15 protein-coding genes and 4 tRNA genes are annotated in these 15,414 nt (G+C 39.0%); 16 read left to right on the top strand and 3 right to left on the bottom strand.

All coding sequences use genetic code 11. From position 1 onward, the window contains the following. Window positions 1-610 precede the first annotated feature (610 nt). Complete coding sequence (locus HH219_RS21120; RefSeq protein WP_169328538.1) at window positions 611-808, top strand: hypothetical protein; 198 nt, start codon at window positions 611-613, stop codon at window positions 806-808. A gap of 42 nt (window positions 809-850) precedes the next feature. Then, on the top strand, window positions 851-1,816 hold the full coding sequence (locus HH219_RS21115) for an FRG domain-containing protein (RefSeq protein WP_169328537.1): 966 nt from the start codon (window positions 851-853) through the stop codon (window positions 1,814-1,816). Between the two features lie 198 nt (window positions 1,817-2,014). Here the strand turns inward: HH219_RS21115 and HH219_RS21105 are convergent, their stop codons facing one another. The 3 genes from HH219_RS21105 to HH219_RS21095 form a co-directional block, all read right to left on the bottom strand. Next, window positions 2,015-2,170 carry a hypothetical protein gene (locus HH219_RS21105; RefSeq protein WP_157601482.1) on the bottom strand — a complete coding sequence of 52 codons (156 nt, stop codon included), beginning with the start codon at window positions 2,168-2,170 and terminating at the stop codon, window positions 2,015-2,017. 296 nt (window positions 2,171-2,466) lie between these two features. Next, window positions 2,467-2,543, bottom strand: a tRNA-Pro gene (locus HH219_RS21100). A gap of 100 nt (window positions 2,544-2,643) precedes the next feature. Continuing rightward, a complete protein-coding gene (locus HH219_RS21095) occupies window positions 2,644-3,264 on the bottom strand; it encodes an arylesterase (protein ID WP_054204791.1) in 621 nt (206 codons plus the stop codon). Between HH219_RS21095 and HH219_RS21090 the strand changes: the two genes are divergently transcribed. The 14 genes from HH219_RS21090 to HH219_RS21025 all read left to right on the top strand — a co-directional run bounded on the left by HH219_RS21090 (window position 3,265) and on the right by HH219_RS21025 (window position 15,404). Further along, complete coding sequence (locus HH219_RS21090; protein WP_054204790.1) at window positions 3,265-3,978, top strand: ABC transporter ATP-binding protein; 714 nt, start codon at window positions 3,265-3,267, stop codon at window positions 3,976-3,978. Next, entirely contained in the window at window positions 3,968-6,469 is a 2,502-nt protein-coding gene (locus tag HH219_RS21085; RefSeq protein WP_169328536.1) for an FtsX-like permease family protein, read from the top strand. The genes HH219_RS21090 and HH219_RS21085 overlap by 11 nt, the downstream gene beginning before the upstream one ends. 133 nt (window positions 6,470-6,602) lie before the next feature. After that, the gene (gene ruvC / locus HH219_RS21080; protein WP_054204806.1) at window positions 6,603-7,127 is read left to right on the top strand and encodes a crossover junction endodeoxyribonuclease RuvC; all 525 of its coding nucleotides are present in this window, start codon (window positions 6,603-6,605) and stop codon (window positions 7,125-7,127) included. Window positions 7,128-7,129: 2 nt separating this feature from the next. Then, window positions 7,130-7,747, top strand: a complete 618-nt coding sequence (ruvA, locus tag HH219_RS21075; protein WP_054204788.1) for a Holliday junction branch migration protein RuvA — start codon at window positions 7,130-7,132, stop codon at window positions 7,745-7,747. Between the two features lie 7 nt (window positions 7,748-7,754). Then, entirely contained in the window at window positions 7,755-8,762 is a 1,008-nt protein-coding gene (gene ruvB, locus HH219_RS21070) for a Holliday junction branch migration DNA helicase RuvB (protein ID WP_169328535.1), read from the top strand. Between the two features lie 1,307 nt (window positions 8,763-10,069). Then, window positions 10,070-10,774 carry a protein TolQ gene (gene tolQ / locus HH219_RS21065; RefSeq protein ID WP_054204786.1) on the top strand — a complete coding sequence of 235 codons (705 nt, stop codon included), beginning with the start codon at window positions 10,070-10,072 and terminating at the stop codon, window positions 10,772-10,774. After that, on the top strand, window positions 10,761-11,195 hold the full coding sequence (gene tolR, locus HH219_RS21060) for a protein TolR (protein WP_054204785.1): 435 nt from the start codon (window positions 10,761-10,763) through the stop codon (window positions 11,193-11,195). The genes tolQ and tolR overlap by 14 nt, the downstream gene beginning before the upstream one ends. 1 nt (window position 11,196) lies before the next feature. Beyond that, window positions 11,197-12,123 carry a cell envelope integrity protein TolA gene (gene tolA, locus HH219_RS21055; RefSeq protein ID WP_054204784.1) on the top strand — a complete coding sequence of 309 codons (927 nt, stop codon included), beginning with the start codon at window positions 11,197-11,199 and terminating at the stop codon, window positions 12,121-12,123. Window positions 12,124-12,132: 9 nt separating this feature from the next. Beyond that, window positions 12,133-13,491 (top strand): Tol-Pal system beta propeller repeat protein TolB, encoded by a 1,359-nt coding sequence (tolB, locus tag HH219_RS21050; RefSeq protein WP_054204783.1) that lies wholly within the window; start codon window positions 12,133-12,135, stop codon window positions 13,489-13,491. Window positions 13,492-13,526: 35 nt separating this feature from the next. Continuing rightward, window positions 13,527-14,069, top strand: a complete 543-nt coding sequence (gene pal, locus HH219_RS21045) for a peptidoglycan-associated lipoprotein Pal (RefSeq protein ID WP_169328534.1) — start codon at window positions 13,527-13,529, stop codon at window positions 14,067-14,069. A gap of 13 nt (window positions 14,070-14,082) precedes the next feature. Then, a complete protein-coding gene (gene ybgF / locus HH219_RS21040) occupies window positions 14,083-14,835 on the top strand; it encodes a tol-pal system protein YbgF (protein WP_054204781.1) in 753 nt (250 codons plus the stop codon). Window positions 14,836-15,003: 168 nt separating this feature from the next. Continuing rightward, window positions 15,004-15,079: transfer RNA gene (locus tag HH219_RS21035), tRNA-Lys, on the top strand. Window positions 15,080-15,161: 82 nt separating this feature from the next. Beyond that, window positions 15,162-15,237: transfer RNA gene (locus tag HH219_RS21030), tRNA-Lys, on the top strand. 91 nt (window positions 15,238-15,328) lie between these two features. After that, window positions 15,329-15,404 (top strand) — tRNA-Lys (locus tag HH219_RS21025). Window positions 15,405-15,414: the final 10 nt, after the last annotated feature.

The following is a 15,414-nucleotide window of genomic DNA, read 5'->3' as shown; positions in this document are numbered from 1 at the left end:
TGCAGTCATTTTCATGCGCGTAATTTAGGCTTAAGAGTACTATTAACTCATTTAATGGATGGAATGAAAGCAACCTAGAAATAAAAGATAAATTATTAGCCTAAAAAGTAAATTTAAAGGAGCAGCAGTGTTTGTTAAATTAAAGTGGCTGTCTTATTTGTCTATTTGTCTGATTAACCTCATTTCTACGTGTTGTCAGCAGCTGGAGTGCGCCGTTTTTGGGTTGGTTACTACCTCAAAAAGATAGTTTTTATCTCGTTACTACGTGTTGAAGGCAGCAGAATAGCGCCTGTTTTTTTTCTGGCTCGTTAGAGCTTCAGTAGCAATAAGATTACCACTTTAGAAATATTTTTCAATCTGCAAATAAAACCTGCGTATAAGAGTACGAATGTGTTGTCCCCCGCTATGTGTAAGCCGATTTTCGGCTTCGACATAGCGGGGGACAGGGGCGAAGCCCCAATGTTTAAAGAGAGGCTACTGCTCATGATGCCTCTATTAAAATTGGTTTTAAATTATTAAACAATCACATAAATTGGTAAAGTTATTACACCAAGGTTACTTGCATTGGTTGTTAAGCACTTTTACACTAATCATTTTCAGGCGTAATTAAATGACTAAATACGAGACTGATTCTATTGAAGCGCAATATCAACTAGGATCTGAAAAACTAGTTTTAGCGAACAAGTTAGCGATTGTTGATGCAGCAGAGATGGATGATGTTGAGGCTATCCTTTTAGTTAAACTATATGAAAAAATATTTACAACGCCAGACCCAGAAGATAACGTTTTCTTTTCAAAATGTTGCTAACCGGCACCGCAATGGCAATAAAACTATTAGGAGTGAATTTTAATGAAAGAAATCGAAGTAGATGGAACATTGAGTGCTATTACAGCTAGCTTGAATGATGTAGCAGCGGAGTTTCAATCGATTTGGTTTCGCGGTCAGCCAAATTATGAACACAAATTAGTCCCCGGCATTTTTAGGCAAGGCCCAGCGTTTGGCGTGTCTTTTAATGAACAATTAATGTTTGAAGAGTTTAAAAGGCGTTATCCAGATCAATCTAGCAGCCATAAAACTACATATGAATGGCTAACATTAATGCAGCATTATGGGCTTCCTACACGGCTACTTGATTGGTCGAGTAATTTATTAGTTAGTCTTTATTTCTGTTGTATGAATGATGATGAGAAAGATGGTGCGCTATTTATTTATGATCCTACAATTATGGAAAGGAACTATAAATTTACTGAATTTCTTGAGATGCAGGTTCTGGATAAAACTCGAAATGAATTTTATGATCGCATCATATATCGTTTAGACTATTTACATGGTGGAAATTGCCAATTAAATGACATATCACTTCAGGAATTAAAAGATGATAAATTTAAGCGCCATTTGATGGCTGGAAAACATTCTGTTTTTAACTCATTAAAAATGATAAACCCAATGAATAGTGATAAATACGAAAATGGAGAGTTTATTCATACATATGAAACTGAATTAAAACGGAATTTTTCAAATATTGTTCCATTTAAAGCACCCCACCTTAATCCTAGAATCAGGCAGCAGCATGGTTATTTTACTTTCCATGGTGGCATGTTTATTGAGGGGAAAGAGTTTATTCCGGTGGGTGAAATGGAAGATAGTATGTACACGGGAGATACATTGATAAAAATTAAAATATCAAAGGAAGATAAAAAGAAGTTACTTAAGGAGCTTTTATATTCAGGTATAAGTGAATCAACTCTTTTTCCAGAGATGGAATATCAAGCGAAAGAAATCAAGTCGCTGTATACTTCTAAACTAATGCTATAAAACAAAACCCACTTTTTAGCGGGTTTTTGCTTTTATGGCTTTAGCGTTTGTGGATCATGCGGCTTTTATGTAGTAAAACTGGCAAAGGAACGCTTGATTATAGCTTGTGGGATGAGCATAAAGATTTTTACATTAAGTCAATTCAAGCGGGTGTAAGCAGAGATTACCAACACATTGAAAGGCTCGTGAGAGATATAATTAAATAGCGAGTGAAAGAGACTCATATTTAAGTTTATTTGCTTTTAACCTTTTTTCTATTGTTTTTACTGTTGCGCCAGTTTCGATAGCTGTAGAACTAGCAACAGACCTTAAAATCATATTTTTTGTGATTTTTTTCTTATCTTTACTCATCATAATCACCTCATATCAATCATCTACTTTTAATTCTACACCTAGAGCCTTATGTTATCAATTAACGTTTACTGATGGCTTGAACCAGAATTTTCTTATTTTCATTCGGATACACCTCAGTTGAAATGTTTTACCTAGTTTAAAATAGCCCAGCAACTTAAATTCATAGCAAAATAAACAATAGAGAAGATTCAATGCTTTAAAAAGTTGACGTGATATATATAAAAAATTACTTTTTACTGATTCGCTTGAAGATTATGTAGGTATTAAATTTAGAGGTATATTTGAAAGGAATTAATTGGTCGGTATGGAGAGATTCGAACTCTCGACCCCTGCCACCCCATGACAGTGCGCTACCAAGCTGCGCCACATACCGACTTTCCATGCAATATACCCATATTTTATAAAAAATCAATAACCTTTTGTTTGTTTGAACATTTATTGAACTTAGTTAATAACTGTATAGTGGCAAAAGGTTACTTTTCTAGCCACATTTTGATCGATTTATACATAATGTCACGTAATATAGGTTGTGCAGTTTTGTTAGGGTGTATATTGTCGTTTTGCATCAGCGTTGGATCGCCTGCAACATTGAGTACAAAAAAGTCCATTAAGTGGCTGTCAGTTGCGGTGGCGACTTTTTCAAAACTACCTGTAAACTGACTGGTATAACGTGGGCCGTAATTAGGTGGAATGTGTATTTCCATAATAGCTATATTGGCGTCAGCTTGTTTGCTTAGGTTTACCAATTGGGTGAGGTTTTGCTCAAGCCTTTTTATTGGAAAACCACGTAAGCCGTCGTTACCGCCAAGTTCAATAAGTACGTGACTTGGCTGAAATTCATTTAACAATGAGTCTAAACGTCTTAGTGCACCGCCAGTGGTTTCACCACTGATACTGGCATTGATAAGTTGGATGTTTAGTTGCTCTTTGTCGTACTTATCTTGTAACAATTTAACCCAGCCTTGCTCTTGTTTTAGACCATAAGCGGCGCTTAAACTGTCACCTAAAATTAAAATTGTGTTGTCAGCTGCAGCTGTAAGTGGTTTGATTACAATTAGAAAAACAAATATTAAACGTAGGATTGAATGCATCATATGTCAGCGCTATCTCAAGTAAATATTATTCAAGTTAATGGACTGTCTAAAACGGTAAATACCCTTGAAGGTGAGTTGCCCATCCTCAGCGACATCAGCTTTAATGTCAAGTCTGGTGACTCAGTTGCTGTAGTTGGCACGTCAGGGTCAGGTAAATCGACCTTACTTAGTTTATTAGCTGGACTTGATCAATCAACACAGGGTGAAATAATTCTTGATGGTGATGCTTTGCATACACTTGATGAGGAGGCAAGAGCAGCGCTGCGAGCACAAAAAGTTGGGTTTGTATTTCAGTCTTTTATGCTTGTACAAAGTTTAACTGCCCTTGAAAATGTAATGCTTCCTGCGGAGTTAGCGGGCAGCGCTAATGCAAAACAACAAGCGTTAGATTTACTTGAAAAAGTAGGGTTAAGCCATCGCATAGAACATTACCCATCACAACTATCAGGCGGAGAGCAGCAGCGTGTAGCCATTGCCCGTGCGTTTATTGGTACGCCTAAAATATTATTTGCCGATGAGCCTTCAGCAAACCTAGACAGTAAAAATGGTAAATTGATTGAGTCTTTACTTTTTGAGCTTAATGAACAACATGGCACAACGCTAATACTGGTGACTCACGATGAGGCACTTGCTGCGAAATGCCAGTATGTTTTGCAAATTGAGGCGGGTAAACTGGTAAAAGATACCAGCGAGGTTCTTGCTGATGTGGGCTAAATTAGCATTAAAACTATTTTTTCGTGAATTTCGCCGTGGTGAACTCACGGTTATTTGTGCTGCCATTGCATTAGCCGTTTTGACTGTACTTACTTTATCTATGGTTACAGACAGAATAGGCCAAAGTATTGCGCAAAAAAGCAGTGCATTTATCGCAGCGGATAGAGTACTTGCCAGCAGTCACGCTTTACCACAATCGTATTTAGAAAAAGCACATTCGCAGAATTTAAAAACAGCCAAGTTAACTTATTTTGATACCATGTTGTTTGCTAATGATGAAATGCAATTAAGCTCTGTTAAAGCTGTATCGCCTGGATACCCGCTCAAAGGTGAGTTAAAAATTAAGGCTCGTTTAGATGCACAGGTTGAAATTGTAAATCAAGGGCCAAGTGCGGGCAATGTGTGGTTTAGTGAATCTGTTTTTTACGCGTTAAATGTAAAAGTGGGCGACACGGTTGAACTCGGCGCAGCGCAATTTACAATTGAAAAAGTATTAGTGGAAGAGCCTGATGCACCTTTTAATATTTTTTCAAGCAGTCGCCGTGTTTTGTTAAATAGCGCCGACATTGAAAAAACGCAAGTTGTGCAGCCTGGAAGCCGAGTGTTCTATCGTCAATTATACGCTGGTGAAGAGTCTGATATTAATGCCTTTTATGCTTGGCTTAAGCCACAAATAAAAGAAAATCAGCAATGGTATGGTGTAAAAGACCGTCAATCTCCTATCGCTAATAGCTTAAACCGTGCTGAAAGCTTTTTATTGTTAGCAGGTTTATTAGGCATTATTTTAGCTGCTGTGGCTATTGCAGTTTCTGCTAAGCGTTATTGTGAGCGTCAATACGATCCCGTCGCGATGATGAAGACCCTTGGCGGTAGCCGCGACATGATCCGCAAAATTTACTTATTGCATTTATCAATGGTGTGCGCTTTATCTGTGCTTATTGGCTTGCTCATAGGCTTTGGTTTACAAGATATTGCAGCGAACTATTTAGCTAAATCTATGAATAATACATTACCTGCTGCGGGTATTAAACCTTGGATAACGGCAATTAGTACAGGCGTGATTTGTGCTGTGATGTTCTCAATTAAGCCGTTGTTAGACTTATTTGATATACCGCCGCTGCGAGTGTTGCGTCGTAATTTAGGGGATAGATTACTTGTTAGTAAAGTACATTTAGCCATGTCTGCAATGACTGTGTTTTTATTAATGTGGTTATTTAGTAATAACTTAAAAATTACTGCAATTTTGTTTGTTTCAACATTGGTGCTTATTGGTTTGTTGTTTTTGGTCTCACGGATCATCTTTGGGGGCGGACGCAAATTAGGTTTACGCCCAGGCAATAGTTGGTCGTTGGCGATTGCATCAATTCAAAAGCGCGCAAATGCAAATTCAGTGCAACTTATTAGCTTTGCATTAGCGATTAAATTACTTTTATTTTTGGTGGTACTTAAAAACGACATGATTGCTGATTGGCAGTCACAATTACCGAATGACGCACCTAATGCATTTTTAGTTAATATTACGGAGTCTGAATTACCCGTAATAACTGACTATTTAGCGCAAAAGAAAATTCAAGTGTCAGAGTTTTACCCAACTATTCGCGGGCGTGTTAATGCGGTAAATGGTGAACTTGTAGCGCGTGAAGTATCATTGCAAGATAATGAGAAAAAAGATGAAGAAGCGCGCTCTGGCATCGGGCGAGAGCTTAATTTAACCTGGTTAACACAATCACCAGCGCAAAATGAGATCATCGATGGCGAGTGGTTTTCTGAAAATGCGACGGGTGAAGCATCAATTGAAGAATCAATGCTGGCGCGCTTAGACGTAAAACTCGGTGATACATTAACGTTTTTAATTGGCGCACAATCGTTTGATGCAAAAATAACGAGTGTTCGTAAAGTAAATTGGGCCACCTTAAAGCCAAACTTTTTTATCATTTTGAGTCCGGATGTATTGGCTGATTTTCCTGCTACATATATTTCTTCAGTTCGTATAGAGACGGATCAAAAACGTGACTTTAGTGAATTGTTACGTACTTACCCAACGGTTAATGCTATTGATGTTGATAGTTTTGTTAAACAAATTCAATCGACTATTTCGCAAGTATCATTGGCAATTGGCTTTGTACTTGCCATTGTGGTGCTTTGTGGGGCGCTAGTTTTAATTTCGCAAGTGCAAGCAAGCTTAGGGGAGCGAATGCAAGAAATAGTGATTTTACGCACCCTAGGTGCAAAAGGCCGATTAATAAAAAATGCGACATTATACGAGTTTTTATTACTCGGCAGTGCGGCTGGCTTTGTTGCGGCTCTAGTGAGTGATGTCGCGTTATTTATTGTGCAACGAGAAATGTTTGATTTAGCCGGTAAATTACACCCGCATATTTGGATCATCGGTCCTTTAGTGGGGGGCACATTTGTGGCTGTTTTAGGCTACTTTATGATTGCTCGAACAATGCGTAAAAATACCCAAGGTTTACTGCGCTCGCTCGGTTAATATTGCGACTCATTTTATAGTATTAACACAAAAACCCGCAATTGCGGGTTTTTGCATTCACAATACACTGGTAATTTATACAGTGCTCTGGCATTATTACTTTATTAGTAAGTTATATTTATTGGGCAAGAGCTTGGCTATTATTTTAGGGATTGATCCAGGTTCGCGGTTGACGGGCTATGGGGTCATTGCTCATCAAGGTGCAAAATTTACCTATTTAGGCAGTGGATGTATAAAACTGGCGGATCACGAATTTCCTATTCGCTTAAAAATGATCTTTCAAGGTATTAGCCAATTAATAGCGCAATTTTCGCCAGAACAGTTTGCGATTGAAAAAGTATTTATGGCGCATAACCCTGATTCAGCACTTAAACTAGGGCAGGCCCGAGGAGCGGCTATTGTCGGAGCTGCTGTGGCTGAATTACCCGTATTTGAATATTCAGCAAGGCAAATTAAACAAGCTGTTGTTGGCCATGGTGGTGCAGATAAATCACAAGTACAACAGATGGTAAAAAATATTTTAAAGCTGCCAGGTACGCCGCAAGCCGATGCAGCGGATGCACTGGCAATTGCTATTTGTCATGCACATTCTAATCAAAACTTAATAAAGCTAGCGGGCAGTGCCAGTAAAACCGTTAGAGGAAGGCTAAGGAAATAATAATGATAGGTCGATTAAACGGTATATTGGTAGAGAAGCAACCACCTGAGATCTTACTTGAAGTCTCTGGAGTAGGTTACGAGGTAAACATGCCAATGACGTGTTTTTATGATTTACCCAATATTGGTGAAACGGCAATTGTTTACACTCATTTTGTGGTGAGAGAAGATGCGCAGCTATTATTTGGTTTTAATAACAAAACTGAACGCGCTTTATTTCGTGAATTACTTAAAGCAAATGGGGTTGGACCAAAATTAGGCTTAGCTATTTTATCAGGAATGTCGGCTAAGCAATTTGTAACCTGTGTGAACAATGAAGACGCAACTAGCTTAGTGAAATTACCGGGTGTTGGCAAAAAAACCGCAGAACGCCTTGTACTTGAAATGAAAGACCGCTTAAAAGATTGGGGTAATGACTTATTCACGCCATTTAGTGATAATGCAGTAATACAGCCCGCATCAGATGCTTTAATTGCGAATAATGCGGCTGATGATGCAATTTCTGCACTCGTTTCATTGGGCTATAAGTTGGCGCAAGCACAAAAAACGGTTAAAGCGATTAGCAAGCCAGATATGTCTACAGAGGTTCTGATCAAAGAGTCTCTTAAATCAATGTTGTGAGTAAACCATGATTGAAGCGGATCGCTTAATAGATGCCACCGAACAAAGTAATGAAGATGTTGTTGATCGTGCAATTAGACCAAAACTTTTAGCCGACTACACAGGTCAGCCACATGTTAAGCAGCAAATGGAAATTTTTATTGAAGCTGCACGAAGCCGAGATGAAGCCCTTGATCATTTATTAATATTTGGCCCGCCGGGGTTAGGTAAAACAACATTAGCCAATATTGTTGCCAACGAGCTAGGTGTAAGTATTAAAACAACCTCAGGGCCTGTGCTTGAAAAAGCTGGCGATTTAGCGGCATTGCTTACAAACCTTGAAGATGGTGATGTTCTGTTTATTGACGAAATTCATCGCCTCAGTCCACAAGTTGAAGAGATCCTCTATCCAGCGATGGAAGATTACCAGTTAGATTTAATGATAGGTGAAGGCCCAGCTGCTCGCTCAATAAAGCTTGATTTACCTGCATTTACTTTGATAGGCGCTACAACTCGTGCGGGATCGTTAACATCACCGCTGAGAGATCGTTTTGGTATAGTACAGCGTTTAGAGTTTTATTCAGTGGCTGACTTGTCGACGATTGTGGGGCGCTCTGCGCATTATTTAAATTTAGAAATGTGCGATGATGGTGCAATCGAAATCGCTAAACGTTCACGGGGTACTCCGCGAATTGCTAATCGTCTGTTACGCCGAGTGCGTGATTACACGCAAGTTAAATCAGACGGTACAGTTAATGCCGAGGTTGCAGAGCTTGCGCTTAATATGATTGACGTAGATAAAAGCGGCTTTGATTATATGGACCGTAAATATTTACTCGCGATTATTGAGAAGTTTATGGGCGGGCCAGTTGGTCTGGATAATTTAGCCGCAGCCATTGGCGAAGAAAGAGAAACCATTGAAGATGTAATAGAGCCTTACTTAATTCAACAAGGTTTTATACAACGAACCCCAAGAGGGCGCATTGTGTCAGATAATGCATATCACCATTTTGGCTTACAGCCTAAAAAAGAGTAATCTTGGTCAGCCTTCGTATCTTGAGCATGCCTGAAGATACACCATATTCCTACCCGTAATCCCATCTTATATAAAGTAATAAATACTGTGCTCTGATTTGAAGCAGGCATAGTATTTGTTTAATTCCTAATAATAAGTTCACTTACAGTTAAGTTTGCCAGCTATATTGTATACCCTCTGAGAAGTGCTAATATTTGCTGTGGAATACTTTAATATCCATATAATTCAAACAAGTACTTATATTCAGTGCATTAAAATTTAGTTACTAGGGCGTGTTTACCTTTATGGATTGAAATTTGTTCAATCTAGGGGCGATTTAATCGCGGCGCGAGGTTTTTAACCTAGCGGGCTAAGTAAAAACCGAGCAAAGCTTCCGCGTCCTGCTCACGCCCCTTACCTACATCCGTGTAGGTAACAAAGAGTCAATCGCCCCTAGGAAGAACCCTTTGGGCAGCGCATGTTTGGCATTTATACTGCGTTATCGCCTATTTATGGGGAACAACCACACTGCATAGGCGCTGCCTTGCCTAAATACCAAACAGACTGCTGCAAAATCAATCACGAAAGGTCAACACGCCCTAGAATGATTAGGTATTAAGAGTAATTTTATTGCGGGCAAAAAAAAGCCCGCAAAAAATGCGGGCAAACAACAAGTTGAAGGAAGTAATCCAGGGAGTAGTTTAAATTCATCAAGTTTTATCAAAATGACTTTAAACTGAGCAATACGAAAAATCAGAATCATATTGCAAAGAACTGGGTGTAATGAAATATTCATTGCAGCGCTAGCTCGGTATGGGAGAATAATAGCGACTTTATTATTTTTGTTCAAACTAGAAAAATTTAATTTTCAGATTAATAAAACTAATGATTGATTTTTGTTTTTGCATGAAAAATGGTCGATACTAGTGTTGTTTATTTTTTAAGTGTATGAATTAAATGTTTTTTAATTTTAATTTGAATTAACTTTACATTAGTTTAACTATCCTGCTTCATGTTTTTAAATTGGTTTTGGGTGGTTATTCTTTTATAGTGAATAAAACGTGTGTTTTATGATGTTTTTTATAATAAATACGCAGCAATATATATCATTATGTACTTACTTTTAATTTAATAGAATATTTGATTCATTTGAGGTAAAAACAATCAGTTTGTCTTTTAACGTTTTTTGTTGCTAATTCACAGCAATAGCGTTGTCAGTACCGAATTGAATGGATACACTAGTTGCAACTTTTGGCCATGTTTTTGGTCATACACTGGCGTATAATAAAATGTTTATTTATACAAGAAACCTTAAGTAGGAGTTTAAAGTGGGATCAGGACTTAATTTTTTAGATTTAATTCTAGAAGCAAGTTTTCTTGTGCAATTGGTTATGTTGGCATTAGTGGCTATGTCAGTTATGTCGTGGGCTGTTATTTTCCAGCGCAAAAAAGCTATTTCAGATGCGCTATCAAATGCTAAGCGCTTTGAACAAAAATTTTGGTCAGGTATAGATTTAAGTAAGCTCTATAATGAAATCACATCACGCAGTGGTAACTCTACAGGCGTAGAGGCATTATTTATTGCTGGTTTTAAAGAGTTTGCACGCCATAAAAAAACCACATTCGAAAGTGCAAGCATTGTTATGGAAGGCACACATCGTTCTATGCGCGTTGCTTTATCACGAGAAATAGAAAAACTTGAATCAAGCTTATCATTTTTAGCAACTGTCGGTTCTATCAGCCCGTATATCGGCTTATTTGGAACTGTCTGGGGAATAATGAATGCCTTTATTGCATTGGGTGAAGTTAAACAAGCTACGTTACAGATGGTTGCTCCTGGTATTGCAGAAGCATTGATTGCAACTGCTATGGGTTTATTTGCAGCAATCCCTGCCGTTATCGCTTATAACCGTTTTGCAAATAAAGTTGAAAAGCTTGAATCTAATTACATTAATTTTATGGAAGAGTTTGCGAATATTTTACACCGTCAAGCAGCTACACAAATAGAGGCAAAAGCGAATGTACCAACGTAAAAAGCGTCGTCCTGTTGCAGAGATAAACGTGGTTCCATACATTGATGTTATGTTAGTGTTGTTGATCATCTTTATGGCAACAGCACCTTTGATTACACACGGCGTTAAAGTTGATCTTCCTAAAATGGAAGAATCAGATTTAGTTGATACGAAAGATACGCCGCCAATCATTGCCTCGATAGATGCCCAAGGTAAATATTACGTGAGTATTGGCACTGATCCTGAAGAGCCGATGGAGGCACTTGATGTGGCTGCGGTCATCAAATTACAGCTGATGAAAAACCCTGACACGCCAGTGATGATTAAAGGATCAGGCAAAGTGTCATATCAAGAAGTGTTACTATTAATGGATTTTTTAAAGAACGCAGGCGTTCCATCGGTTGGTTTAATGACAGAATCATTTGAAGGGACTAAAGGCTAATATGGGTGCTTCAGTAATTAAATCAGTATTATTGCACTTTGCAATAATAGGCGTACTCATAGGCACTGCAAACTTTCATGCGCCAAGTCCCAAAGTAATGGAAGTAACGTTAAACACGTCTATGCCAGAAGCCGAAAACGCTGTTGCAGCTGTGACGGTTGATCAAAAAATGGTTGAACAAAAAATTGCTGAACTAAGGCGTAAAGAAGAGCAGCAAAAGCGAGCCGAAGATAAACGTATCCAAGATCTTGAGCGCAGAGCAACCGATGCACGCAAGCAACGTGAATCTGAAGATCGTCGTATAAAAAAATTAGAGCAAGAGCGAAGAGCTAAAGAGAAAGAAACGGCACAGGCGCAAGCTCAAGCAAAAAAAGCGCGTGAGATAGAGCAAAAAGAACGTGCTAAAGCGCAGCAGGCTGAAAAGCAAAAAGAAGCATCGGAATTAGCTGCACAAGCGGCGGCTGAAAAACGTAAAGCTGAAGAAGATGCATTAAAGAAAGCTGAAGACGATCGTAAACGTGAAGAGTTAGCAGCTAAAAAACGTGCTGAAGCTGCCGAAGAGGCCCGCCAAAAAGCGTTACAAGAGCAAATGTTGCAAGAGCAGCTGGCAACAGAACAAGCTGCTCGTAATAAAGTACGTCAACAGCAGGTAGGCACCGAAGTTGATAAATTTAAAGCGTTAATAATGGCACGTATCCAGCAAAATTTATTAATTGATGAAAAAATGAAAAACCAGCAATGCCGTGTGAATATTCGTTTAGGTTTTAATGGTCTTGTGACTCAAGTCCGCTCTTTAGGCGGGGATAAACTGGTTTGCGAAGCTGCTCTTAGAGCTATTCGTATGGCAGATACGCTTCCTGTATCTAAAGATAAAGATGTTTTTGAGCAATTAAAAAATATTAACTTAACAATTAAGCCACAATTTTAAAGGAATGGTATGTTCACTAAGTTCAAAGCAGTTTGTTTAATTTTAGTTCTGGGCTTTACGAGTGTTGCAAATGGGGCACTTGAAATAGTCATTACAGAAGGAATCGATGGTGCTCGTCCAATTGCTATTGTGCCGTTTAAGTATCAAGGTGTTGGTCCAATCCCACAAAAACTCAGCGAAGTAATTGCCGCAGATTTAATGCGCAGTGGTAAGTTTAAACCGATTAGTACAGAAAATATGCCGCAGTTTCCGAGTAAAGAATCTGATATTGATTACAGTGCGTGGGTTAATAAAGGTGTTGAAGCAGTACTCGTTGGTGAAGTTGCACAACAAACTGATGGTCGTTATTTAGTGAGTTACGAGTTAGTTGATGTGATCCGCGGTCAGATTACTGGCGGTGAAACGCAAATGATGAGTAATGGTAAATTGATTAAAAATCAAGATCATGTTCAAGAAGCGCGCGAAAGTATAATTACTGAAACTGGGTTTAGACGTTACGCTCATCGTATTAGTGATGTTGTTTATGAGAAACTAACGGGCGAACGTGGCGCTTTTTTAACAAAAATAGCGTATGTAATTGTTCGTGATGAAGATCCGAAACCTTATCAGTTAGTAGTGGCTGATTATGATGGTTTTAATGAACAAGTATTATTGCGTTCTAAAGAACCATTAATGTCACCAGCGTGGTCACCAGATGGAACAAAGCTTGCCTATGTAACGTTTGAAAACCGCCAAAGCCAAATATATATGCAAGATTTATACACGGGAAAACGTGAGTTAATTACTAGCCATAAAGGGATTAATGGTGCACCGCAGTTTTCACCTGATGGGAAAAAATTACTTTTAGTACTGTCTAAAGACCGTAACGGAGCAACTGAAGTCTATATGCTGGATTTTGCAACAGGCAAAGAAACGCGCCTTACTCGTCATCGCAGTATAGATACTGAACCATCGTGGCATCCTAACGGCCAAGATATTGTGTTTACCTCGGAAAGGGGTGGTAATGCTCAGATTTATAAGTTAAATTTACAAACAGGTAGGTCACAACGAATGACCTTCGATGGTGATATGAACCTAGCGGGCTCAATCACCCCAGATGGCAAAGAATTAGTAATGGTGAACCGTACTAATGGGCAATACCATCTAGCTAAAAAAGAGCTGGCTACTGGCGCGTTTCAAGTTTTAACGCGAACACGCCTTGATGAATCACCGAGCATCGCACCAAATGGCTCTATGATCATCTACAGCACGCTGCATAATAATAAGCAGGTACTTGCGCTCGTATCAATGGACGGTCGCTTTAAAGCACGTTTACCTGTGCTAAACGGACAAGTAAAGGCACCCGCGTGGTCGCCTTATTTACAGTAATATTTGCTGGTTTACTCAAAATAGGAATCTACTCAATGCAACTTAATAAAATACTCAAAGGCCTGCTTATTGCTGTGCCAGTCATGACGCTAGCAGCTTGTAGCTCATCTTCAGATATCGATGAAGGTGCAGCAAATCAATCAAATCAAGCGACAGTTGAACAAAATAACAATACTGATACTGTAGAAGTGGCAACACTGACTCCTGAGCAACAAGCGCAAGAGCAACTTCGTGAGAAATACGAAGCACTTCGTCAAGAGCAAGTAATTTACTTTGATTTTGACAAAGCGACGATTGAAGGTCAATACGGCGAGCTATTACGTGCCCATGCTGAGTTTTTAGTAAAAAATCCATCAGTTAAAGTATTAATTGAAGGTCATGCTGATGAACGTGGCACGCCAGAGTACAATATTGCACTAGGTGAAAACCGTGGACAAGCCGTAGAAAAGTACTTACAAAGCTTAGGTGTTTCAGCTAGCCAAATGTCAGTAGTGAGCTATGGTGAAGAAAAACCAATGGTTAAATCACGCACTGAATCAGCTTTCGCTAAAAACCGCCGTGCGGTACTAGTTTACTAAGATTAGAGACATTATGAAGCCGAAAATTATTTTGGCAGCCATGATCTTGAGCGGGAGCACCCAGTTATGGGCTGCTCCCGCTCCTGTTTCAGAAGCTGCAAGTTCACAATCGAGTATAGAAAAACGCCTTGCTGCACTAGAGAACATGATGCAGTCACGAAACTTGCTACAAGTTGAGTTACAGCAACAGCTTAATGTACTTCAAGATGAAGTAAGTCAAGTACGTGGGATAACCGAAGAGCAAAGTTATAAACTTGAAAAAGTATTGCAGCGCCAGCGTGAGCTTTATCAAGAAATAGAGAACCGAGTTAGTCAGGCATACGCACAGCCTAACCAAAGCACTGCTGAAACTTATACCGAGCAGGTGCCATCGCAAGCCATTAGCGCAGATTTGTCTGAGAATGAAGCGTATGAGCGTGCAGTGGCGTTAATAATGAAGGATAAGCGTTATGATCAAGCGATCCCTGAGTTTCAAACTTTTTTAAGTACTTATCCAAGTTCAGTCTATGCGTCGAATGCACATTACTGGTTAGGGCAATTACTGACGATAAAAAATGATCCTGTTAAAGCGTCTGAACATTTTAAAGTGGTCGTGAATGAATTTCCAAACTCAAATAAGCGCCCAGATGCAATGTTAAAACTGGGTACTTTGTTAAAAGAGCAAGGATTAGCTGAACAAGCGTTAAAAACCTTTAACGATTTAATCAATCAGTACCCCAGTACAACTGCTGCAAAATTAGCCACTGAACGGCTTGCAAAAATGTAGAATCGCTATGATTAGACTGCTTTTTGTCATAAGCGGTCTAAAATTGGACAGCTAGGCATTAAAACTTAAAAAAAGAGACAATTTCGGTTGCACTCATTTTTTAAATAAGTATTATAAGCGCCCGCAGCAAACGAATGGTTCAACCACTCAAGTTGCGGCAAAAAGAGCGGGTCATTAGCTCAGTTGGTAGAGCAGTTGACTTTTAATCAATTGGTCGATGGTTCAAATCCATCATGACCCACCATTCATTTATTATTAATTGAATGGTCTTTTATCGGCGGATTTACGTATTGATGTTTGGTTGTATTAAGTTGCAACAATAGAGCGGGTCATTAGCTCAGTTGGTAGAGCAGTTGACTTTTAATCAATTGGTCGATGGTTCAAATCCATCATGACCCACCATCTTTTATTCATTATGAATAACAGCATGGATCATCGGCGGATTTACGCAATGTGATTAACAGCATCAAATGTTAAGCAGGCATATCAGAGCGGGTCATTAGCTCAGTTGGTAGAGCAGTTGACTTTTAATCAATTGGTCGATGGTTCAAATCCATCATGACCCACCATCTTTTATTC

It is taken from the genome of Pseudoalteromonas sp. NEC-BIFX-2020_015 (assembly GCF_012952265.1).
In the GTDB taxonomy this organism is placed as follows: domain Bacteria; phylum Pseudomonadota; class Gammaproteobacteria; order Enterobacterales; family Alteromonadaceae; genus Pseudoalteromonas; species Pseudoalteromonas neustonica.
The sequence above is the reverse complement of the archived record's forward strand: the minus strand, read 5'-3'. Positions and strand labels throughout refer to the sequence as shown.

Coding starts and splice junctions, on each gene's coding strand:
- HH219_RS21090 (WP_054204790.1), top strand. CDS start 3,265: ATGTCAGCGCTATCTCAAGTAAATATTATTCAAGTTAATGGACTGTCT.
- tolB (WP_054204783.1), top strand. CDS start 12,133: ATGTTCACTAAGTTCAAAGCAGTTTGTTTAATTTTAGTTCTGGGCTTT.
- HH219_RS21115 (WP_169328537.1), top strand. CDS start 851: ATGAAAGAAATCGAAGTAGATGGAACATTGAGTGCTATTACAGCTAGC.
- ruvB (WP_169328535.1), top strand. CDS start 7,755: ATGATTGAAGCGGATCGCTTAATAGATGCCACCGAACAAAGTAATGAA.
- pal (WP_169328534.1), top strand. CDS start 13,527: ATGCAACTTAATAAAATACTCAAAGGCCTGCTTATTGCTGTGCCAGTC.
- HH219_RS21105 (WP_157601482.1), bottom strand. CDS start 2,170: ATGATGAGTAAAGATAAGAAAAAAATCACAAAAAATATGATTTTAAGG.
- ruvA (WP_054204788.1), top strand. CDS start 7,130: ATGATAGGTCGATTAAACGGTATATTGGTAGAGAAGCAACCACCTGAG.
- HH219_RS21085 (WP_169328536.1), top strand. CDS start 3,968: ATGTGGGCTAAATTAGCATTAAAACTATTTTTTCGTGAATTTCGCCGT.
- HH219_RS21120 (WP_169328538.1), top strand. CDS start 611: ATGACTAAATACGAGACTGATTCTATTGAAGCGCAATATCAACTAGGA.
- tolR (WP_054204785.1), top strand. CDS start 10,761: ATGTACCAACGTAAAAAGCGTCGTCCTGTTGCAGAGATAAACGTGGTT.
- HH219_RS21095 (WP_054204791.1), bottom strand. CDS start 3,264: ATGATGCATTCAATCCTACGTTTAATATTTGTTTTTCTAATTGTAATC.
- tolA (WP_054204784.1), top strand. CDS start 11,197: ATGGGTGCTTCAGTAATTAAATCAGTATTATTGCACTTTGCAATAATA.
- ybgF (WP_054204781.1), top strand. CDS start 14,083: ATGAAGCCGAAAATTATTTTGGCAGCCATGATCTTGAGCGGGAGCACC.